The sequence below is a fragment of the Labrys wisconsinensis genome (assembly GCF_030814995.1).
GTDB lineage: Bacteria > Pseudomonadota > Alphaproteobacteria > Rhizobiales > Labraceae > Labrys > Labrys wisconsinensis.
Genome location: NZ_JAUSVX010000007.1, coordinates 230,521 through 250,975, shown reverse-complemented (window position 1 = coordinate 250,975; position 20,455 = coordinate 230,521). Strand labels below are relative to the sequence as shown.

General features: G+C 70.7%; 17 protein-coding genes. 3 read left to right on the top strand and 14 right to left on the bottom strand.

The genetic code is table 11. The features are described 5' to 3' along the window. The first annotated feature begins 66 nt into the window (after positions 1 to 66). Positions 67 to 684, top strand: a complete 618-nt coding sequence (locus QO011_RS19840) for a class GN sortase (RefSeq protein ID WP_307275354.1) — start codon at positions 67 to 69, stop codon at positions 682 to 684. 13 nt (positions 685 to 697) lie between these two features. On the opposite strand, the gene QO011_RS19835 is transcribed toward QO011_RS19840, so the two are convergent. The 13 genes from QO011_RS19835 to QO011_RS19775 form a co-directional block, all read right to left on the bottom strand. Then, on the bottom strand, positions 698 to 4,990 hold the full coding sequence (locus QO011_RS19835) for a translocation/assembly module TamB domain-containing protein (protein WP_307275352.1): 4,293 nt from the start codon (positions 4,988 to 4,990) through the stop codon (positions 698 to 700). Further along, the gene (locus tag QO011_RS19830; protein ID WP_307275349.1) at positions 4,990 to 6,945 is read right to left on the bottom strand and encodes an autotransporter assembly complex protein TamA; all 1,956 of its coding nucleotides are present in this window, start codon (positions 6,943 to 6,945) and stop codon (positions 4,990 to 4,992) included. The genes QO011_RS19835 and QO011_RS19830 overlap by 1 nt, the downstream gene beginning before the upstream one ends. A gap of 376 nt (positions 6,946 to 7,321) precedes the next feature. After that, positions 7,322 to 7,768 (bottom strand): PTS sugar transporter subunit IIA, encoded by a 447-nt coding sequence (locus tag QO011_RS19825; RefSeq protein WP_307275347.1) that lies wholly within the window; start codon positions 7,766 to 7,768, stop codon positions 7,322 to 7,324. 40 nt (positions 7,769 to 7,808) lie between these two features. Next, the gene (locus QO011_RS19820) at positions 7,809 to 8,504 is read right to left on the bottom strand and encodes a response regulator transcription factor (RefSeq protein WP_307275344.1); all 696 of its coding nucleotides are present in this window, start codon (positions 8,502 to 8,504) and stop codon (positions 7,809 to 7,811) included. Between the two features lie 25 nt (positions 8,505 to 8,529). Then, positions 8,530 to 11,214, bottom strand: coding sequence for a DUF4118 domain-containing protein (locus QO011_RS19815; RefSeq protein ID WP_307275341.1), 2,685 nt, complete (start codon positions 11,212 to 11,214; stop codon positions 8,530 to 8,532). A 235-nt stretch (positions 11,215 to 11,449) separates the two neighbouring features. Next, positions 11,450 to 12,055 (bottom strand): K(+)-transporting ATPase subunit C, encoded by a 606-nt coding sequence (locus QO011_RS19810; protein ID WP_307275338.1) that lies wholly within the window; start codon positions 12,053 to 12,055, stop codon positions 11,450 to 11,452. A gap of 9 nt (positions 12,056 to 12,064) precedes the next feature. Continuing rightward, positions 12,065 to 14,164 carry a potassium-transporting ATPase subunit KdpB gene (gene kdpB / locus QO011_RS19805; protein WP_307275336.1) on the bottom strand — a complete coding sequence of 700 codons (2,100 nt, stop codon included), beginning with the start codon at positions 14,162 to 14,164 and terminating at the stop codon, positions 12,065 to 12,067. 81 nt (positions 14,165 to 14,245) lie between these two features. Then, positions 14,246 to 14,419: a hypothetical protein gene (locus QO011_RS19800; protein WP_307275334.1), complete on the bottom strand. Its 174-nt coding sequence runs from the start codon at positions 14,417 to 14,419 to the stop codon at positions 14,246 to 14,248. Between the two features lie 10 nt (positions 14,420 to 14,429). After that, entirely contained in the window at positions 14,430 to 16,133 is a 1,704-nt protein-coding gene (gene kdpA, locus QO011_RS19795; protein WP_307275331.1) for a potassium-transporting ATPase subunit KdpA, read from the bottom strand. A 12-nt stretch (positions 16,134 to 16,145) separates the two neighbouring features. Next, a complete protein-coding gene (locus tag QO011_RS19790) occupies positions 16,146 to 16,235 on the bottom strand; it encodes a K(+)-transporting ATPase subunit F (protein ID WP_307275329.1) in 90 nt (29 codons plus the stop codon). Positions 16,236 to 16,246: 11 nt separating this feature from the next. Continuing rightward, entirely contained in the window at positions 16,247 to 16,441 is a 195-nt protein-coding gene (locus tag QO011_RS19785; RefSeq protein WP_307275326.1) for a hypothetical protein, read from the bottom strand. A 263-nt stretch (positions 16,442 to 16,704) separates the two neighbouring features. Then, a complete protein-coding gene (locus QO011_RS19780; protein ID WP_307275323.1) occupies positions 16,705 to 17,643 on the bottom strand; it encodes a dihydrodipicolinate synthase family protein in 939 nt (312 codons plus the stop codon). A 29-nt stretch (positions 17,644 to 17,672) separates the two neighbouring features. Next, positions 17,673 to 17,906 (bottom strand): hypothetical protein, encoded by a 234-nt coding sequence (locus QO011_RS19775; RefSeq protein ID WP_307275320.1) that lies wholly within the window; start codon positions 17,904 to 17,906, stop codon positions 17,673 to 17,675. Positions 17,907 to 18,281: 375 nt separating this feature from the next. Here QO011_RS19775 and QO011_RS19770 point away from each other — a divergent pair, with 375 nt between their 5' ends. Together QO011_RS19770 and QO011_RS19765 are read left to right on the top strand one after the other, a co-directional pair. Then, on the top strand, positions 18,282 to 19,151 hold the full coding sequence (locus QO011_RS19770; RefSeq protein WP_307275318.1) for a DUF4118 domain-containing protein: 870 nt from the start codon (positions 18,282 to 18,284) through the stop codon (positions 19,149 to 19,151). A gap of 187 nt (positions 19,152 to 19,338) precedes the next feature. Further along, a complete protein-coding gene (locus QO011_RS19765) occupies positions 19,339 to 20,076 on the top strand; it encodes a hypothetical protein (protein WP_307275316.1) in 738 nt (245 codons plus the stop codon). A gap of 26 nt (positions 20,077 to 20,102) precedes the next feature. Here the strand turns inward: QO011_RS19765 and QO011_RS19760 are convergent, their stop codons facing one another. After that, positions 20,103 to 20,336 (bottom strand): hypothetical protein, encoded by a 234-nt coding sequence (locus tag QO011_RS19760; RefSeq protein ID WP_307275314.1) that lies wholly within the window; start codon positions 20,334 to 20,336, stop codon positions 20,103 to 20,105. Positions 20,337 to 20,455 lie beyond the last annotated feature (119 nt).

Sequence of the window (20,455 nt, the reverse complement as noted above, 5' to 3'; positions counted from 1 at the left end):
GCCGAAAACGCCTGCTCCGGCTCCTGCGGGCCGGAGCAGCGCCGCATCGCGCAAGGACATATGAGCATGTCTGGACAGGTCCAATCATCTGCTGCGGAGTTTCGCCAGGGCGCGATGCGGGCAGCCGCCGCGCTGCTCGGCGCCATCGGGCTGGTGCTGGCGGGGCAGGGGCTGTGGATCCCGGCCAAGGCCGCGCTGGCGCAGGTGCTGCTGGAGCGCGCCTTCGCCCAATCGGTCGCCGAGGGCGCCGCCGTCAAGCCCTGGCCCTGGTTCGACACCTGGCCGGCGGCGCGCATCGAGGTGCCGAGGTTCGGGCGCAGCGCCATCGCGCTCGCCGGCGACAGCGGCCAGGCGCTCGCCTTCGGCCCCGGCCACGTCAACGGCACGCCGGATGCCGGCGAGTCCGGCACGGCGGTCTATGCGGCGCATCGCGACACGCATTTCGCCTTCCTCGGCGAGGTCCGGCCGGGGGACGAGATCCGGGTCGTCAGACGCGACGGCCGGGCCTTCCGCTATGCCGTCACCGGCACGGCCGTGGTGCGCTGGGACCGCTCCGGCATCGACCCGCTGGCACCCGGCCGCCACCTCGTCCTCGCGACCTGCTGGCCGCTGGGAGCCCTCGTGCCCGGGCCGGAGCGCTATCTCGTCGAGGCGGAGCTGATCGAGCCGGCCGCCCGGCCGTGAGACGGGTGCCGCCTCAATATTCCCGCTCGTAGAACACGCCCGCCTTCGAGCCGTCGGTGCCGGTCTCGCCGCGCAGCTTCAGGTTCTTGGTGATGTCGAGATTGATGGCGGCATTGGTGTCGCCCCGGGCGCCGGTGGTGACGCCGAGATAGACCTTGTCTGTGATGTAGCTTCCGGCCTGCACCGCCGCATTGCCCTGGGCGTCGGTGACGATGCCGAGATTGTCGAGGCCGGTCGACTTGCGGATGCTGCCGAGCAGGTCCGGGCCGGAGGAGCCGCCGGCGAGCTGGGCCACCGCGGTCGCCAATTGCACGATCTGGAAGGGCGAGAGGTCGGAGATGCTGTGGCCGAACAGGAACTGCGCCATGACCTCGTCCTGCGGCAGCTCCGGCACCGAGGACAGCACGATCTGCGGGTCGGAGGCCTGGCCGGTGACCCGCGCCGTCACCGTGATCGACGAGTTGCGCGTCGTCGCCACGAAATCGATCGTCGGGTTGAGGTCGCCGGTCAGCACGACCGAGCCGCTGTCGAAGTTGATGTGCTGGCCGATCACGTCGAGCGAGCCGCGGCGCATCTGGAAGGAGCCGACCGGGGAGACGTTGGAGATCGGGCCGGTGAGCTTGAGCTCGCCGCCGAGCTCGGTGTCGAGCCCGCGGCCGCGCACGAAGATCTTGGACGGCGCGTCGATGGTCAGGTCGAGCACGATGTTGCTCGGCCCGCCGGCCTTGCCCGCCTTGCCCTTGCGCCCGCCGTTGACGATCTTGGCCTTGGCGAGCGTGCGCAGCACCTCGGGCGGCGTCGCCAGGTGCTTGACGCCGAGCAGGGCGGCGTTGGCGGGGAAGCGCTCGGGAATGGTGATCTCGGCGCGGGCGATGCTGATGCGGCCGCCGATCACCGGCTGGCCGGTCAGGCCGCCGCGCACGGTCATGTCGCCGCTGAGCTGCACCGTGGCGAGGTTGCCGTCGGAGAGCTTGGCATTGCGCAGCGTGATGGCGAGGTCGGCGGGATAGTCCGGCTTCAGCCCGACCGAGCCCCTGAGGCCGAGCGTGCCGCCGCCCGGCGTGGTGGCGGCGAACTGCTCGATCGTCGCCCGCTGGCCGTCGAAGCGGACGCTGCCGCCGATGCCGGTGAGCTTCATGCCGCTGTCGGGATCGGTGAAGGTTCCGCCCGCCACGACCGCCCGGCCGCTGACCGCCGGCTCGGCCAGGGCGCCGGTGACGCGGGCATCGAGCGTGAGCGTGCCGGTGAGCTTGTCGGCACGCTCCACCATCATGGCATTGGCGAGCGCCAGCGGCGCCGAGGCCTGCACGTCCACGGCCAGGCCGCCGCCCGCGAGCGGCACGTTGCCCCGGGCCTTGACCGACAGGCCGCCGGCACCGCTGACCGTGGCGTCGAGCGCCACCGTCCGGTTGGCGAAATGGCCCTTGGCGGCGAGTTGCAGCGGCGTGAGGCCGACGCCGCGCAGCGCATTGGCAGAAAGGCTTTCGCCCCGTACTTCGAAGTCCGCCACCGGCGCCGCGCCGGTGCCCGTCACCTTGGCCGTGGCCGAGAGCGTGCCGCTGGCGCCGAGGCCGGGCGAAGCGATGTTCGCCAGGGAGGCGGGCAGGGCGGTGACGACAGCGTCGAGCGCCAGCCGCTGGCCGACGAGGCCGGCGATCGAGACGGTGCCGCCCTGGCCGATGCGCAGCAGTGCCTTGGGGATGGTGATGCCCTCGGCGCGGCTGGCGATGGTGACCGGTGCCGCCAGCGCGGCGCTGACGCCCTCCTGCCTGACGTCGAGCGTGTCGAGCCGGACGTCGAAGCCGCCTTGCGCGCCGGTGAGGGCGCCCGCCACCTTGACGGAGCCGCGCGGCATGTCGCCCTGCACGCGGAAGGCGGTCGCGCCGCCGCGCTGCTCCGCCGTCGCCAGCACCTGGCGGATGGCGAAGCTGCCGAGCTGGATGGCGCGGGCATCGGCCTTGCCGGCGAGGCCGGGCACGCCGAGGAGGTCCGTGCCGTTGAGGTCGATGTCGGCCGAGCCGACCGTGGTGGTCTCGATCTTGAGAGACTTCGCCTGCGCCTTGACGCCGGCATCCTGCCTGCCGTCCTCGACGGTGAGCGCCACGTCGGCGACGAGGCTGCCGGAGGCCGTGATCAGCAGCAGCGGCGCAATCGCCGCCATGTCGGGCACGTTGGCGGCCAGGCTGCCGGTCACGAGATTGCGCGGCTGCAGCGTCAGGTCGCCCGACAGGCTGGCGGCGCCGGCGCTCGCATCGAGCCCCGAGAGCCGGCGCGTGCCGTCCGGCAGCGTCTCGATCTTGGCCGAAGCCGTCACGGGCAGCTTGTCGAGATCGCCCGAGAGCGAGAACTGGCCGTCGACGTCAGCCCCCCTCAGCGTGCCGGCGAAGCCGGCGCGGCCGTTGCGGAACGGCTTGCCCTGCAGCGTCAGCGTCTCGGCGACGAGCTCGGCCCGGACCGCGGGAGCCTCGGCATCGCCGGTCAGCGCCGCCGTCAGCGTCGCGGCGCCCGAGGCGCGGTCGGTGAGCAGCTTGACGTCGGCGAGCCGCGCCTGCGCCTGGAGGCCGACCTGCTTGACGCCGTAGAGGCCGTCGAGCGTGGCATGGAACTGATCGTTGGCGAGGTCGAGCTTGTCGAGATGCAGCCCGTCCTCGGCGCGGCGCAGGCCGCCCTTGAGCGCGGTGTGCCCCTTCATCAGGGCATCGGCCGCGGCCTGGCCGAGGGCGAGGTCGTCGGCGCCGCCGTCGATCGTCATCGTCATCGCGCCACCGACCAGGGCCAGCGTGCCGTTGGCCTCGAGCTCGGCCTTGCCCCGGAGGTCGCGGCCGGCCAGGCCGGAGAACAGCGACAGGTCGGGCGCCGACAAGGTGTAGCGGCCGCCGAGATCGTTGCCGTCGAGCTTGCCGGCGAAGGAGGCCTGCGCGCCGGCGCTCGCCAGCCGCACCTTGTCGATCGCCACGGGCTGGGCGGCCTGCCAGGCGCCGCCCGCCTCGAAGTCCAGCGTCTTGCCCAGCGCCTGCTGCAGGCCGGCATCGGACGCGGTGAGGTCCTCGGCGCGGCCGGTGACCGTGTAGGTCAGGCTGCGCTTCTTGGCGTCGACGAGGTCCCGGGCCTCGCCGCCGGCGCGGATCGTCGCGGTCCCGGCGGCGATGGTGTCGGTCTGCAGCTTGGCGAGGTCGAAGGTCGCGGTCCAGGCGCCGTCCCCGAAGCTGGCGGCGAGGCGCGCGCCGCCGATCGTCGCCGCCGCGCCGGGCAGGCGCACCGGCCGACCGTCATCGGCGCCGATCCGGCCGTCGGCGCTGAGCTTGGTCGGGAAGCCGTCGGGCGAGATCGCGCCCGAGAGGGCCAGCGCCATCACGCCGGAGCGGATATTGGCGTGGTCGAGCGAGAGGCCGCCATCGGCGGTCTGGTGGGCGGCGATCGACAGGTTCGAGGCCCCGGCGACGAAATCCGCATAGGCCGGCTGCACCAGGCGGCTCAGCGTGCCGTTGAGGTCGGTGGTGAAGATGAGGCCCGTATCGCCTTGGGAGATCACGGCTTTGCCGGAGAGCAGCTTGTCGCCGTCGGCGGACAGGCCGATATCGGCGGAGAAATTGTCGAGCGGGCCGGTGCCGGCGATGGTGAAGCCGATGGCCGGCCGTCCCGGCAGGCTGAGCATGGTGGAGAGGAAGCCGTCCTTCGGCTCCTGCAGCGACAGGTCGAGCCCGAGCTGACGCGTCGTGTTGCTGTAGTCGGCCTTGAGGACGAGCTCGCCGCCGCTCGGCCTGGTGCGCTTCACCGACAGGTCCGCATGCATGGTGCCGTTGGCGACGTCGGCGCCGCCCTCGACCGACAGCACCGTGTCGGCTCCGGCGATCGCCGCGGCGATGCTTACGGTCGGGACGGAGAGCTTGGTCAGCTTCACCGAGACCGGCAGCTCCGGCACGGAGAAGCCGGAAGAGGCGGGCTGGATGCCCTCCGGCGGCAGCGGCTTGCGCGTCACCGCGATCGACTGGGCCTCGAGCAGGTCGATGTCGAGCTTGCCGGTGAGCAGCGCCGTGCGGCTCCAGATCAGGTGCGCGCCCTCGATCGTCAGCCAGACGCCCTGCCGGTCGGCGATGGTGATGGAGGAGATCTTGACGTCCGAGGACAGCGCCCCGTCGATGCGGCCGAGCGAGATCTTGCGATCGGGGGTCGAGATAGTCTGCTCGACATAGGTGACGAACCAGGACTTCTCGCCGGCGTCGTCGGTCTGGGCGCTGGCGATGGTCCAGGCCGTCACCGGCATGGCGACGGCGAGAGCGGCGGCGAGGATGAGCTTCCGTCCCATCAGAACGCCTCCCCGAGGCCGATATAGAGGGCGACGAGCGAATCGCCCTTGTCGCGGTTGACCGGCGTGGCGACGTCGACGCGGATCGCGCCGAGCCCGGTATAGTAGCGCAGGCCGAGGCCGGCGCCGATCTTGATGTCCTGGGAGAAGTCGGGATAGCTCGAAGCGAAGGCGCCGCCGGCGTCGATGAACGGCACGATGCCGATCGAGTCGGTGATCCTGGCGCGGAACTCCAGCGATCCCTCCACCAGGGACCGGCCGCCCACCACCCAGTCCTTGCCGTCGACGGTGGTGATGGTCGGGCCGAGGCTGCGATAGGCGTAGCCGCGCACCGAGCCGCCGCCGCCGGCGAAGAACAGCCGGTTGGCCGGCAGCTCGTCCGCCGGCGCCCCGACGATCGAGCCGACCGCCGCCCGCGCCGCGATCACGAAGCGCCCGTCATGGTCGACCGCATAATAGGTCGAGGCGTCGATGCGGCTGATCAGGCCGCCATTGCCGTAGCTCGCCTCGTAGAACGGCTCCAGCGACAGCTTGGCGCGGAAGCCGCGGGTCGGCTCCAGCTTGTCGTCGGTGCCGTCATAGCTGAGCTCGCCGGGCAGGCTGATGAAGGTCAGGTCGCGCGTGCCGAAGCTCTGGGTCGCCGGGTTGTAGCGGTTATAGGCGTCCTCGACCCGGTCGTACTCGCCGCTGATCGCGATCTTGCCGGTGAGCTGGTCGGAGAATTCGTGGCTGAGGCCGATGCGCCCGCCAAAGGTGTTTTGCGCATAGGGGTCATAGACTTCGCGCGAGGCGGTGAGGTTCGCCGTGAGGTCGGTGAACGGGGTGAACACGCCCGGCTTGATGAAGGTGACGCCGCCGAGATAGGTGAACTTGCGCGGGTCGGCATTGTCGATGCCCGACACCTGCGCGTCGAAGCGCAGCCGCTCGGCCTCGCCGAACAGGTTGCGGTGCTCCCAATAGGCTTGGGCACCGGCGCCGTCGAGGCTGGAATAGGACGCGCCGACCCCGAACACGTGCTGGGGGCGCTCGGCGACGTTGACCGTCATGCCCAGCGCGCCGTTCGGGGCGATGGCGCCGTCCTCGACGATGCGGGTGGAGCTGAACACCTGCAGGTGGCGCAGCCGCCGCATCGCCCGGTCGATGTCGGCGGGATCGTAGCGCTGGCCCGGCACCAGCCCGGTCTGCCGCGCCACGAAATCGGGATCCATGTCGGTGGTGCCAGTCACCGCGATCGGCCCGTACACCGCCGCCCGGCCGGAGTCGACGCCGATGGCGACGTTGAGCCGGTCGGTCTTGTGGTCGGCGTCGACGTTGCGCGGCAGCGGCTGCGCCTTGGGGTAGCCGAGCCGGCGCCATTCGTCGACCAGCGCCTGCTCGGACTGCAGCACGGTCTCCGAGCGGGCCGGCTTGCCCGGCGCGAGGCCGAGCTTCTCCGGCGTCATGATCTTGGGGTTGTCGTCGGCATCGCTCGCCGGAGCGCGGCCCTTGATCACCACCGAGCCGAAGGTGAAGGCCGGGCCGGGGTCGATCGAGATGGTGACGGGCACGGGATGGGGCAGCGTCGCGTCCGCCGCCACCTGCTCCAGCGGCCGGCCGGCCACGCTGATGCCGATCGTGCCGCCGTAGCGGCCGTTGGCGTAGAGCGCCGCCAGGATGCGCTCATATTCCGCCCGTGCCCGCGACAGGAAGGCCGGCGTGCTCGGCGGCGGGGTGTCGTCCTTGTTGGCATAGAGCAGCGAGGCCGCGCGCAGGCGGTCGGCGAGGTCGTCGTCCTGCGTCGTGACCTTGACGTCGACCGTGTAGGGCTGCGCGTCCGGCGAGGCCGGCTTCTCATCCGATTCGAAGAAGCTGTAGCCGAAGAGCTTGAAGGCGAGAGCCGGCTGCGGTGCCGCCAGCATGGCCGCCATCGCACCCGCAAGGGCCGTGCCCCCGAGCGCCCCCAGACGCCGAACCATGCCTGCTCTCGATCCGAGCAGGCCGGCCTGCGATCCTCCGCTGCACCACGCCATTCACCAGCGCCCTCGCCCAAACCCTACACCGGAGCGCCACTCCAGGAGCGGAGGAGTATGCGCATTCAGCCCAAAGGATCAACCTTAATGGTTTCCTGCGGGCAACATCGTGGCGCACCAAAGATGAATATAAGGTATGAGCCGTTATATTTTTGGAGATTACTTCCCAAGGCGTTGCCCATATCGGGACATCTTGAGTTGTGGATTGTTTACCATAAGTCGGCTCCGGCGCGAAACCTCGATTCTGCGTCTTCTGTGCCGCGTCTTCGAGGCTTCCTGCCGTAGTGGTACGGGCCCTCCCGCAGGGGAGCGCGGAGCCGGGTCAGGCCGCCGTCAGCGCCGTGAACAGCTCGGCCGGGGCGGCGAGCCGGCGCAGCCGCGCCGCCAGCTCGGGACCGCGCAGGCGTCGGGCGGCGCAGGCCAGCGCCTGGAGCTGCTCGGTCTGCTGGCCGGTGGGCAGCAGCAACAGGAAGACGAGGTCGACCGGCTTGCCGTCGATCGCCTCGAAGTCGATCGGCGTGCGCAGCTGGGCGAACACCCCGGTCGGGCGGGCCACGCCGGGCAGGCGGGCATGCGGCAGGGCGAAGCCGCCGCCCATGCCGGTCGAGCCCAGGCTTTCGCGGGCCGTCAGCGCCGCCAGGATGTCCGCCTCCCCGATGGCGACCAGGCCGGCGGCCTGGCCCGCCAGGATGCGGAGGAGGGCGGTCTTGTCAGCGGCACGAACCGCGGCATGGACGCTGGCGGGAGCGAGGAAGTCGGCGATCTGCATGGACAATCTGATGGTTGGGGCAGGGCTCCGGCGCGGGCGGTCAGTCCGGCTCGCGCATCCGGTAACCCACCCCCGTCTCGGTGTGGATGTAGCGGGGCTGCTCGGGATTGTCCTCGATCTTCTGGCGCAGCTGGCGGACATAAACGCGCAGGTACTGCACGTCCTGCGCATCGCCCCAGACCTGCCGCAGCATGAAGTGATGGGTCAGGACCTTGCCGGCATGCTGCACGAGGAGGCGGAGGATGTCGTATTCCTTGGGCGAGAGCTTCACCTCCTCCTCGCGCAGCTTGACGATGCGGCGCACCAGGTCGACCGTGAGGTCGCCGGCCCGGAATACCGGCTTTTCGCCCTGCTGCGCCAGGCGGTGGCGCAGGGCGACGCGGATGCGGGCGACGAGCTCGTTCATGCCGAAGGGCTTGGTGACGTAGTCGTCGGCGCCGAGCTCGAGCGCCTGCACGATGCCGGCCTCGTCGGTGCGGCTCGACAGCACCACCACGGGGATCGGCGACCCCGCCTCCTGCCAGCGGCGCAGCAACTCGTGGCCGGCGATGTCGGGCAGGCCGAGATCGAGCAGGATCAGGTCCGGCGGCTCGGCGGTGGCCGCTGCCGCCAGCGCCGCCTTGCCGTTCGAGGCATCGATCACCTCGTAGCCCTGGGTGCCGAGGCCCGTGTGCAGCAGCTTGCGGATGGCCGGCTCGTCGTCGACCACGAGGATGCGGACGGGGTCTGCGCTCATCGAACGGTCCTCTGCGGGGCTGCGCTCATGGGATGGTCCCGGCCGGCACCGGCAGCCTGATGGTGAAGACGGCGCCGCTGCGGTCGGCGCGGTTGCCGGCCGTGATCGCGCCTCCCATGGCTTCCACGAAGCCGCGGCAGATGCCGAGGCCCAGGCCCGTGCCGGCGCGGACCTGGTCGCCTTTCTCGGCCCGGTGGAACTTGTCGAAGACCAGCTCCAGCTCGCCCGCCGGGATGCCGGGCCCCTCGTCGAGGACCTGCAGCGTGACGACGGCGCCGTCGCGCTCGCCCTGCAGGCGGATGACGGTGCCGGCCGGCGCGTATTTGGCGGCATTGTCGAGAAGGTTGAACAGCACCTGCTCGAACAGCACGGGGTCGAGGGCGAGCAGCGGCAGGTCCGGGGCGAGATCGACCTCGACCCGGTGCTGGGCCAGGATCTTGCCGGCCCGCTTGAGGGCGCTGCCGACGATCTCGCCGAGGTCGTTCGGGGCGAGGTTGGGGCGCACGGCGCCGGATTCGAGCCGCGTCATGTCGAGCAGGTTGGCGATGAAGCGGTTGAGCCGCTCCGCCTCCTCCTGGATGGTCGAGGCGAGCTCGCGCTTGTCCTCCTCGGCCAGCAGCTCGGAATAGTCCTTGAGCGTGCCGGCCGAGCCGAGGATCGAGGCCAGCGGCGTGCGCAGGTCGTGCGAGATCGAGGTCAGCAGCGCCGTGCGCAGCCGGTCGGTCTCGGCCGCCAGCCGCGCCCGGTCGACGTCCTCGACCAGGTGCACGCGCTCGACCGCCAGCGCCGTCTGGTCGGAAAGGGCGTCGAGCAGGCGGCGCTGCTCGGGCGAGAGCAGCGGGCCGTCCTTGTCGCTGTCGATGCCGATCACGCCGATCGCCCCGCGCCCGGTGCGCATCGGCAGGAACAGCCGCCTGGCGCCGGGCAGGGTGTCGGCGCCGCGCCCGGCCGGCCGGTTGTTCTCGAAGGCCCATTTGGCCGCGGCGAGGTCCGCCTCGTCCAGGAGGTCCTCCGGGGGATAGCCGGCCCGCACCTGCACCGTGCCGCCGTCCGGCAGCAGCAGCACGACGCGCACCTTCAGCATCGAGGCGATCTGGAAGGCGGCGGCCCACAGCACATCGTCGAGCGTGCCGACGGCCGCGAGCTTCTTGCTGAACTGGTAGAGATCCTCCGTGGTCTTGGCGCGCTGGCGCGCCACCACCGCCTGGTTGCGCACGCGTCCGGTCAGGTTGCTGGCGATCACCGCCACCACGAAGAAGAACAAGAGCGCCACCACGCTCTCGGGGTCGGCGATGGTGAAGGTGTAGATCGGCTCCAGGAAGAAGAAGTTGAAGGCCAGCATGGCGATGATGCAGGCGAACAGCGCCGGCCAGAGCCCGAACGAGACGCCGGTGACCAGCACGCCGACCAGGAAGACCAGCGCGACGTTGCGCACGTCGAGGAACTGGCGCAGCACCATGCTGGCGCCGGTGGCCACCGCCGCGATGCCGGCGGCGGCGAGATACGAGCGCGGGTCGAGCGCGGCGGCTTCGGCCGGCCGGGGACGGCGCGGGACGCTCGTCCCGTCGCTGGCGCCGGCCACCACGTGCACGCTGATATTGCCGGAGCGCCGGAGGAGGTCGTGGCTGGTCGAGCCCTGGACCAGCTCGGCCAGCCACGACTTGCCCGACTTGCCGATGACGATATGGGTGACGTTGCCGGCGGTCGCGTAGGCGAGGATCTCGTCGACCGCCCGCTGCCCGGGGACGACCATGGTCTCCGCGCCCAGGCGCTCGGCCCCGCGCAGCGTCTCGGCCATGCGGTCGCGCTCGGCCTCGCTGAGCTTGAGCGATTGCGGCGTCTCCACGTGCAGCACCGTCCAGGGCGCGCGCAGCCGCTCGGCCATGCGCCGGCCGTAGCGCACCAGGGCCGGCCCGGCGGACCGGGCATCGATGCAGACCAGCACCCGCTCGCCGGCCGCCCAGGGGCCGGGAATGGCATTGGCCTGCATATGGGTGAGGAGTTGCTCGTCGACGCGCTGCGCCGTGCGGCGCAAGGCGAGCTCGCGCAGGGCCGTGAGGTTGCCGGGGGAGAAATAGCCCTCCAGCGCCCGAGAGGCGGTGTCGGGCACATAGACCTTGCCCTCGCGCAGGCGCTGGATCAGGTCGCCGGGCGTCAGGTCGATGATCTCGATGTCGTCGGCGCGGTCGACCACGGAATCCGGCACGGTCTCCTGCACCCGGACCCGGGTGATCTGCGCCACCACGTCGTTGAGGCTTTCCACATGCTGGATGTTCAGCGTGGTGTAGACGTCGATGCCGGCGGCCAGCAGCTCCTCGACGTCGAGATAGCGCTTGGGATGGCGGCTGCCGGGCGCGTTGGTGTGGGCGAACTCGTCGACCAGCACCAGCTGCGGCCGCCGCGCCAGGATGGCGTCGAGATCCATCTCGCGCAGCGTGCGGCCCTTGTAGTCGATCGCCCTGAGCGGCACCTGCTCGAGGCCCTGCACCAGCGCCTCGGTCTCGCGGCGGCCATGGGTCTCGACCACGCCGATCACCACGTCGACGCCGCCGGCACGGCGGGCGCGGGCGACGCTCAGCATCTCGTAGGTCTTGCCGACGCCCGGCGCCGCGCCGAGGAAGATCTTCAGCCGGCCGCGCGTCTCCTGGTTGGCCTGGGCGAGGAGCGCGTCGGGCGAGGGCCGCAGGTCGTTGTCGCCGCGCTCAGCCATGGCGGGTCAGTCTCGTGCGACTGACGAACGGCACCCGGCGCTGACGGGGAGCGCCGTGCTGTCGCCGGAAGGAAAACCGCGCCTGCGCCACGCGACACACGATCGCCATCTAGGCTCCGACCTCAATGCAGGCCGTCATGGCCGGATCAAGTCCGCCCATGACGGCAGACGTTATGCTTCTGGGAGGAAGGAGGTGTGCACATGACATGCGACAGCTCTGCCCCCAATCCCCACCTCACTGGACCTTGGCGCCATCCAGCGCAAGGTTGAGGGCGAGGACATTCACACGCGGCTCGCCGAGGATGCCGAACAGCCGTCCCTCGACATTGGCGGCGACGAGCTGCTTGACCGCGTCCTCCGGCAGGTTGCGGGCCTTGGCGACGCGCGGCACCTGGAAATAGGCGGCCTCGGGCGTGATGTGCGGGTCGAGGCCGCTGCCGCTCGTGGTCACCAGGTCCATCGGCACGGGCGCGCCGGGGTTTTCCGCCTTCAGCTTGTCGGCGTCGCCCTTCACGCGGTCGATCAGCGCCTTGCTCGTCGGACCGAGGTTCGAGCCCATCGAATTGACGGCGTTGTAGGGCGCCGCCACCGTCTTGGTGGCGTCGGCCGGGTCGGGGCCGGTGGTCGCCGAGGGGCGGCCGTGGAAGTAGCGGTCGCTGGTGAAGGCCTGGCCGATCAGGGCCGAGCCGATCACCTTGCCGTCCTTCTCGATCAGGCTGCCCTGCGCCTGGCTGGGGAAGACGACCTCGGCGAGGCCGGTCATGGCGAAGGGATAGGCGAGGCCGAGCAGGATCGTCATCAGGACGATCATCGCCAGGGCCGGACGAAGCTGTCTCAACATGATGGTACCTCAGACCAGGTGGATGGCGTTGACCAGGAGGTCGATCGCCTTGATGCCGATGAAGGGCACGACGATGCCGCCGAGGCCGTAGATCAGCAGGTTGCGCTGCAGCAGCGCGCCGGCGCCGACGGCGCGGAACTTCACGCCCTTCAGCGACAGCGGGATCAGCGCGATGATGATCAGCGCGTTGAAGATGATCGCCGACAGGATGGCGCTCTGCGGGCTGCCGAGGTTCATGATGTTGAGGGCCTGCAGCTGGGGATAGAAGGCCAGGAACATCGCCGGGATGATGGCGAAATACTTGGCGACGTCGTTGGCGATCGAGAAGGTGGTGAGCGCGCCGCGGGTCATCAGCAGCTGCTTGCCGATCTCGACGATCTCGATGAGCTTGGTCGGGTCGCTATCGAGGTCGACCATGTTGCCGGCCTCGCGCGCGGCGACCGTGCCGGTGTTCATGGCGACGCCGACATCGGCCTGGGCCAGCGCCGGGGCGTCGTTGGTGCCGTCGCCGCACATGGCCACCAGCTTGCCCTTGGCCTGCTCGTCGCGGATCAGCTTCAGCTTGTCCTCGGGCGTGGCCTGGGCCAGGAAGTCGTCGACGCCGGCCTCGGCGGCGATGGCGGCCGCGGTCATCGGGTTGTCGCCGGTGATCATCACCGTGCGGATGCCCATGCGGCGCAGCTCGGCGAAGCGCTCGCGGATGCCGCCCTTGACGATGTCCTTGAGGTAGATGACGCCGAGCAGACGGCCGTCCCGCGCCACGGCGAGCGGGGTGCCGCCGGCCTTGGCGATGTCGGCGGCGATCGCCTGGATCTCGCGCACCGTGTCGGCGGAGACGGCCTGCAGCGTCTGCACCGCGCCGGCCGGCCGGGCCGAAGCCGCGGCGGCGCCGACGAAGGCGAGGACCGAATCGACCGCGCCCTTGCGGATGGTGCTGCCCTCGATGTCGACGCCGCTCATCCGGCTCTGCGCGGTGAAGGGCACGAAATGGGCGTTGAGCGTCGCCATGTCGCGGCCGCGAATGCCGTATTTCTCCTTGGCAAGCACGACGATGGAGCGGCCCTCCGGCGTCTCGTCGGCGAGCGAGGCGAGCTGGGCCGCGTCCGCCAGCTCCTGGGCGCTGATGCCGCGCACCGGCCGGAACTCGGACGCCTGGCGGTTGCCCAGCGTGATGGTGCCGGTCTTGTCGAGGAGCAGCGTGTCGACGTCGCCGGCCGCCTCCACCGCGCGGCCGGACATGGCCAGCACGTTGAAGCGCACCAGGCGGTCCATGCCGGCAATGCCGATGGCCGAGAGCAGCGCGCCGATCGTGGTCGGGATCAGGGTGACGAACAGCGCCACCAGGATGAGGACCGGGATCGAGCCGCCGGCATAGGTGGCGAAGCTCGGGATGGTGGCGGTGGCGAAGACGAAGATGATCGTCATGCCCGCCAGCAGGATGTTGAGCGCGATCTCGTTCGGCGTCTTCTGGCGCTCGGCGCCCTCGACCAGGGCGATCATGCGATCGATGAAGGTCGAGCCGGCCGCCGCGGTGATGCGCACGCGGATCCAGTCGGACAGCACCTGGGTGCCGCCGGTGACGGCCGAGCGGTCGCCGCCGGATTCGCGGATGACCGGCGCGGATTCGCCTGTGATGGCCGCCTCGTTCACCGAGGCGACGCCCTCGATCACCTCGCCGTCGGAGGGGATGATGTCGCCCGCCTCGACGATGACCACGTCGCCGACCTTGAGGCCGGTGCCGGGCACCGTCCTGTAGGCGGTGCGCTCCGCCGTCGGGCCGGCCAGCAGCTTGGCCTGGGTCTCGGTGCGGGTGCGGCGCAGGGAATCGGCCTGGGCCTTGCCGCGACCCTCGGCCACCGCCTCGGCGAAATTGGCGAAGAGCACGGTGAACCAGAGCCAGAGATTGATCTGGAAGGAGAAGCCGAGCCCGCCATTGCCGAAGGCGAGATCGCGCAGGAACAGGACGGTCGTCAGCGCCGAGACCGCGGCGACGACGAACATCACCGGATTGCGCGCCAATGAACGCGGATCGAGCTTCTTGAAGGCCGCTCCGATCGCCGGCACCAGGATCGTCGGATCCAGAAGGCTGATGGGCTTGTGTTGGGACATGGGGGTTCTCGGACCTTTTGCCGCGGCGCCGGGCAGGGCGGTTGCCGTCCTGCGGCCGGGCGCCGCGCGAGCGGGGAGGTGCTAGGGCGCGACCACCAGGAGGAGGCGGGCGGCGGCGGCGATCAGCAGCGCCGCGGCCGTGGCCGCCAGGATCATTTCGGACAGCCGGGGCCCGGTCCGGCGGCCGGGAGCCGGCCGGCGGGGCGCGGGGGCGTGCGGCAGGGCGCGAACCCAGCGCGGCGTGTTGCGGGACATGATGTCCTCCTCAGAAGGACTGGCCGGCGATCATCGAGAGGTGCTCGACGATCGGGCCCAGGGCGAGGGCAGGGAAGAAGGTCAGGCCGCCGACGATCAGGATGACGCCGACGAGCAGGCCGACGAACAGCGCGCCATGGGTCGGGAAGGTGCCGGCCGAGGCCGGCGCGGTCTTCTTGGCGGCCATGGCGCCGGCGATGGCGAGCGCCGGGACGATGACGAAGAAGCGGCCGAAGAACATGTCGATGCCCAGCGTCGTGTTGTACCAGAGCGTGTTGGCGCTGAGGCCGCCGAAGGCCGAGCCGTTGTTGCCGGCGCCCGAGACATAGGCGTAGAGGATCTCGGAGAAGCCGTGCGCGCCGTTGTTGCCGACCGCGGCGACCGCCGAGGGCAGCACCGTGGCGACGGCGGTGAGGCCGAGCATGAACAGCGGCAGGACGAGCACGGCGAGCATGGTCATCTTGACCTCCTTCGCCTCGATCTTCTTGCCGAGATATTCCGGCGTGCGCCCCACCATCAGGCCCGCCACGAACAGGGCGATGATGACGTAGAGCAGGATGCCGTAGAGGCCGGAGCCGACGCCGCCGACGATGATCTCGCCGAGCATGATGTTGATCAGCGGCACCATGCCGCCGAGCGCGGTGAAGCTGTCGTGCATGGCGTTGACCGCGCCGCAGGAGGCGTCCGTCGTGACCACCGCGAACAGGGCGGACATCGGCAGGCCGAAGCGGACCTCCTTGCCTTCCATGTTGCCGCCGTCGATGCCGAGGGCATGGACCAGCGGGTTGCCCGCCGCTTCGCCCCAGTAGCAGACCACCACGCCGACGAAGAACAGCACGCCCATGGCGGCGAGGATGGCCCAGCCCTGGCGCTGGTCGCCGACCATGCGGCCGAAGACGTTGGTCAGCGCCGCGCCGATGGCGAAGATCGACACCATCTGGATCAGGTTCGACAGCGCCGTCGGGTTCTCGAAGGGATGGGCGGCGTTGGCGTTGAAGAAGCCGCCGCCATTGGTGCCCAGCATCTTGATGGCCACCTGCGAGGCGGCGGGGCCGAGGGCGAGGGTCTGCTTGGCGCCCTCCAGCGTGGTGGCGTCGACATAGGCGCCGAAGGTCTGCGGGATGCCCTGCCAGACCAGGAACAGCGTGAAGACGACGCAGATCGGCAGGAGGACGTAGAGCGTCACCCGCGTCAGGTCGACCCAGAAATTGCCGACCGTCCTGGCCGAGGCCCGGGCGAAGCCGCGGATCAGGGCGATGGCGAGCACGATGCCGGTGGCCGCCGACAGGAAGTTCTGCACGGTGAGGCCGGCCATCTGCGTCAGGTAGGACATGGTGCTTTCGCCGCCATAGTTCTGCCAGTTCGTGTTGGTGACGAAGGAGATGGCGGTGTTGAAGGCGAGGTCCGGCGCGACCGGCGTCTGGCCAGCGGGATTGAGCGGCAGCACGTCCTGCAGGCGCTGCAGGAGGTAGACCACCACGAACCCGGCGGCGTTCACCAGGAGCATGGCGACGGTGTAGGTCAGCCAGTGCTGCTCCTCCTTCTCGTCGACGCCGGCGACGGCGTAGAACAGCCGCTCGACCGGGCGCAGGAGGACGGAGAGGAAGGTCCGCTCGCCGTTGAAGATGCGCGTCATGTAGCCGCCGAGCGGTTTGACCACGGCGACGACGAGCGCGATGAAGATCAGGATCTGGATCCAGCCGATGACGGTCATGGCCCTGGCCTTTCAGAACCGCTCGGGGCGGAGCAGCGCATAGGTGAGGTAGACGAGCAGCAGCGCCGTCACGGCGCCGGCGAGGACGTAGTCGAAGGTCATGGGACTGCCTTTCAGAGCCGTTCGCAGAGCACGCCGTAGCCGATGGCCACGAGGAAGAAGGCGAGGCCTCCCGCCAGCATGAGGAAATCGAACATCGTCGGTCTCTCCAGGGTGAGCGCGCCGCGGCGGCAAGCGGGGCAGGCGCGGGAAAAGCGGGGAGCCGCAGGCCGCGGCTCCGGTCGGGCGAGATATTTCACTCGGCGCATAAAGGATCGAGACGCGGCGCCAGGGGTCTTTATAAAGATCCTATAAAGGCCGGCCGGGCGGCCGCTGCCTCAGGCCAGGATCAGACGGATCAGAGTGCCGGCAGCCAGGCAGGCCGCGAGGAAGGCGAGCTCCGGCCACCATGCCCGGCGCGGCTGCGCCGCCAAGGAGAGGACGGCCGCCCTCGGGCGGCGCGGCCGGCGAGAGGGCGGAGGCGGGCGATGGATCATGGCTTGTCGGTCCCGGGTCAGGGCCCGCCGCAGGTCTACGGACCCCGGACGATCCGATCCATCTGGCGGGCATCCCGCCGTGCGGCTTCGCCCTCGTGCAAGGGCAGCGCCGTGAGCCCGGCGATGGCGCAGCGCAGCCGCGCGGCCGTCGCCGCGGTCACCGGCACGATCGGCAGGCGCGGCGTCGGATCGATCGCCGGGCGCAGCAGCGACACCGCATATTTGGCCGCGGCCGGTTCGGGATCGCCGTCGAGCGCCCGGCACAGCGTCAGCAGCCGGTCGCCGATCAGCGGCAGGCCGTGCGGGTCCGTCACCGCACGCGCGCGCAGGAACGCGGCGCACAGGCCCGGCGCGACATTGGCCGCGAGCGACAGGCAGCCTTCCGCCGGCGGCAGGCCGGGGATCTCGGCGGCGAACTCGCCGGCCGCGAGCCGCACCGCACGCCCGCCGGCGATCAGCGCGTTGGCGGCGCGCCGATAGGCGTCCGTGGTCTCGTCGGCGAGGCCGACGAAGGCGGGAATCGCCAGGAGGCGCTCCAGCGTCGCCGGCTCGATCTCGACCGCGGTGCGCCCCGGGGCGTTGCCGATGACGATCGGCAGGTCGACGGCGCGGGCCACCGCCTCGAAATGGCGGAACAGGCCCTCCTGGGTCGGCCTGCTGTAGAAGGGCGCGACGATCAGCGCCGCCGCGGCGCCGGCCGCGCGGGCGGCACGCGTCGCCGCGATCGTCGTCGCGGTGGCGTTCGTCCCGGTGGCCGCGACCACCGGCAGGCCACCGGCGGCGGCGACCGCCATCCGCACCAGGCGGTCGCGCTCGTGCGGGGCGAGGGTCGGGCCTTCGCCGGCCAGAGTGCCGGTGACGAGGCCGTCGGCACCCTCCGCCGCCTGCCAGGCGACGAGGGACTCGAAGGCGCTCTCGTCGACATCCGCTCCGCGGAACGGCGTGACGAGCAGCGTGAGGCTTCCTTGCAGCATCGGAATCGTCCTTGGCTCGCGGGTGCGCATCAGATGCGCAGCTCCACCCGGTCGGCGGTGAGGTGGACCGCCTCGGGCCGGTGGCTGGTTTCCAGCATGGCGTAGTGCAGGGCCGCGTCCCTGCTGCGAAAGATGCCGCCGGCGAGGCCGTGGGTCTCAAGCGCGAGCCAATGGCCGGCGCTGTCCTGGCCGACGAGGAAGTCCGGCCGGTCGGTGGCGCCGGAGGCAGGGGAACTCGACTTCAAGGTCCTGATGTTGGACATCGCAGGCTTCGATCGTTCACGGCGCGGGGTGTGCGCCGCAGCCGGAACATGATCGGCGCGGCATAGGGTTTCGAGGCGGAATGCGAAGCCTTCGCATCAAGAAACCATCAAAAAATGCCCCCGGCGGCGTCCGCGCGGACCTGCCTATGGAATTTTTATGTCTTTCGGCCGGTGCCCCCATGGAGCCTTTATGGGCGTCCGCCCATGTGCGTGCGGGGTGCACATGGTGTGCACGTCATGCGCGCGACAGCGGGTGGCGGAGGGGACTATGATCGTCCCGCCTGCGCTGCCGCGGCCGCCCGGGGGCCTGCGCGATCGTCCCCGGCCGGCGGCTGCGCCACGCAGGACGGCCCGGTGTCGGCAGGAGTTGGAGCCATGGCCAGTGTCGAAACGAGATTGCAGGGGGACGCAGCCCGCGCGCCGGTCGCCGCGCCGCCCTCTGAGGTGCCGGCCGTGTTCGGCTATCTGGCGGCGGTCGGGATGACCGCCGTCGCGACGATCCTCGCCGTCGCCATCGACGGCGAGGTGACGATCCCGAACCTCTCCCTGGTCTTCGTCCTGCCGGTGATCGTCGCGGCGGTCGGCTTCGGCCTCGGCCCCTCCCTGTGCTCGGCCGTCCTCGGGGCCCTCGCCTATAATTTCTTCCTGACCGAGCCGCGCTACACGCTGCGCGTCGACGACCCCGCCAACATCTGGGCCATCGGCCTGCTCTTCGTCGTCGGATGCATCGCCAGCGCCGTCGCCTCGACCTCCCGGCGCCGGGCGCTGGAGGCGGCGCTGCGAGGCCGGCAGGCGAGCGTGCTGCAGGCCTACGGCCGGGACGTCCGGGTGGCGGAGGATGCGAAGGCGATCGCGGCCGTCACCGCGCGGAGCCTTGCGGCGCTCTTCCGGGTTCCGGCCGTGGCGATGCTGCTGAAGGACGATGCCGTGCTCGGCGTCGAGACGGCCGGCGGAGCCGATCTCCAGGAGGCCGAGGTCGAGGCTGCCCGGTCGGCCGCGGCGACGGTCGTTCGCGCCGGGGTCTATCCGGCCGACGCCTCGCGCTTCGACTTCTGGCCCGTGGCGACGGCGCAGGGCCGGCGCGCCGTGATCGGGCTCGCCTTCGACCCCGACGAACGTCCGAAGGAGCCGGACACGCTTGTCGACATCGTCGCGGCGACCCTGGCCCTGGCGCTCGACCGCCAAGCCTTCAGGGACGGCCGCGATGCGGGGCCCGCCGCAGCCCCGGCGGCAACGCGCGGCTGATCGCCGCTCCCTCCCGCACCGGCCGGCCGATGTCCCGGCGGATCGCCTCAGGTCACGCCGGTCTGGCCGCGCGAGGCATTCCCCAAGGTCATTGACAAGATCGGGGGATGGTGTTGGATCGGCGGGTTCGCACCTTTCTTTCGATCCCGGCGACATTCGCCAAGTCCGGCTCGGACATCGAGGGACCATGACCGATATGGCCTATCGCGGCAGCGCGTCGCGCGAGTTCAGCATCGGCGCGGTGCTGGCGCGGACCACGGACGTGTTCAAGAGCGGGGCGGGGCGGTTCATCGCCCTGGCGGCGGTTCCGGCCCTGCCTGTCCTGCTGCCCGGCCTTGTCGTGGCGGATCCGAGGTCGGTGCCCTGGTACGTCTGGCTGCTTGCCGGCCTCCTGCAATTCTTCCTCTACTTCCTCGCGCAAGGCGCCAGCGTCTACGGCGCGTTCCAGGAGATGCGCGGGCAGCGCTTCACCCTCGCCGAATCGCTGGAGAAATGCCTCGGGCGGGTCTTGCCGCTGATCGGGGCGGCGGTGCTCTCGGCCCTCGGGCTGATGCTCGGCTTTCTGGTTTTCGTCATTCCGTTCTTCATCCTCGCGATCTTCTGGTGCGTCACGGTGCCGGCCTGCGTCGTCGAGCGGCTCGGTCCGATCCGGAGCCTGGGACGCAGCGCCGAGCTGACCAGGGGCGCCCGCCTGAAGATCTTCGTGCTGTTCCTGATCTTCATCGTCGGTGCGTGGGTGGCGGGGTTGGTGCTGCGTCTGGTTGCCGCCGCCATCGGCGGCGGCATGGCGGCGATCTGGGCGAGCTACGGGCTCGGCGCGGTGTGGGGCGCCCTCGGCTCGGTTCTCGTCACCGTCGTCTATTACGAGCTGCGCGCGGCCAAGGAAGGGATCGACCTCGACCAGCTCGTGCGCGTGTTCGACTGAGCGGCGGCGATCGCCTGTCGGCGCCCTCAGATCTGCAGCTCGACGGGATCGGTGGCGAGACGAACCGCCTCCGGCCTGTGGCCGGTCTCCATCAGCGCGTAGTGCAGGGCGGCGTCACGGCTGGCGAAGATGCCGCCGGCGCGGCCATGGATCTCCAGCGCCAGCCAGCGGCCGGCCTTGTCCTGGCCCACCACGAAATCCAGCCCGTCCTCGGCGAGAACCAGGGGGACGTTCGGGGGCGGGGACTCGGCGCTCGACATGGGACTCTTCGACCGCCCGCGCCACGATGACGCGAGCCGGAACACGGCCCCGCCGCAACGGGTTTCGCGGCGGGATGCCCGGTGAGTCTGCCAGGAGAGCGTGAAGAAAGCGTACCCGG

Excerpts from the sequence above, each read along its gene's own strand:
- QO011_RS19840 (WP_307275354.1), top strand. The coding sequence starts at position 67 with ATGTCTGGACAGGTCCAATCATCTGCTGCGGAGTTTCGCCAGGGCGCG.
- QO011_RS19835 (WP_307275352.1), bottom strand. The coding sequence starts at position 4,990 with ATGGGACGGAAGCTCATCCTCGCCGCCGCTCTCGCCGTCGCCATGCCG.
- QO011_RS19830 (WP_307275349.1), bottom strand. The coding sequence starts at position 6,945 with ATGGTTCGGCGTCTGGGGGCGCTCGGGGGCACGGCCCTTGCGGGTGCG.
- QO011_RS19825 (WP_307275347.1), bottom strand. The coding sequence starts at position 7,768 with ATGCAGATCGCCGACTTCCTCGCTCCCGCCAGCGTCCATGCCGCGGTT.
- QO011_RS19820 (WP_307275344.1), bottom strand. The coding sequence starts at position 8,504 with ATGAGCGCAGACCCCGTCCGCATCCTCGTGGTCGACGACGAGCCGGCC.
- QO011_RS19815 (WP_307275341.1), bottom strand. The coding sequence starts at position 11,214 with ATGGCTGAGCGCGGCGACAACGACCTGCGGCCCTCGCCCGACGCGCTC.
- QO011_RS19810 (WP_307275338.1), bottom strand. The coding sequence starts at position 12,055 with ATGTTGAGACAGCTTCGTCCGGCCCTGGCGATGATCGTCCTGATGACG.
- kdpB (WP_307275336.1), bottom strand. The coding sequence starts at position 14,164 with ATGTCCCAACACAAGCCCATCAGCCTTCTGGATCCGACGATCCTGGTG.
- QO011_RS19800 (WP_307275334.1), bottom strand. The coding sequence starts at position 14,419 with ATGTCCCGCAACACGCCGCGCTGGGTTCGCGCCCTGCCGCACGCCCCC.
- kdpA (WP_307275331.1), bottom strand. The coding sequence starts at position 16,133 with ATGACCGTCATCGGCTGGATCCAGATCCTGATCTTCATCGCGCTCGTC.
- QO011_RS19790 (WP_307275329.1), bottom strand. The coding sequence starts at position 16,235 with ATGACCTTCGACTACGTCCTCGCCGGCGCCGTGACGGCGCTGCTGCTC.
- QO011_RS19785 (WP_307275326.1), bottom strand. The coding sequence starts at position 16,441 with ATGCGCCGAGTGAAATATCTCGCCCGACCGGAGCCGCGGCCTGCGGCT.
- QO011_RS19780 (WP_307275323.1), bottom strand. The coding sequence starts at position 17,643 with ATGCTGCAAGGAAGCCTCACGCTGCTCGTCACGCCGTTCCGCGGAGCG.
- QO011_RS19775 (WP_307275320.1), bottom strand. The coding sequence starts at position 17,906 with ATGTCCAACATCAGGACCTTGAAGTCGAGTTCCCCTGCCTCCGGCGCC.
- QO011_RS19770 (WP_307275318.1), top strand. The coding sequence starts at position 18,282 with ATGGCCAGTGTCGAAACGAGATTGCAGGGGGACGCAGCCCGCGCGCCG.
- QO011_RS19765 (WP_307275316.1), top strand. The coding sequence starts at position 19,339 with ATGACCGATATGGCCTATCGCGGCAGCGCGTCGCGCGAGTTCAGCATC.
- QO011_RS19760 (WP_307275314.1), bottom strand. The coding sequence starts at position 20,336 with ATGTCGAGCGCCGAGTCCCCGCCCCCGAACGTCCCCCTGGTTCTCGCC.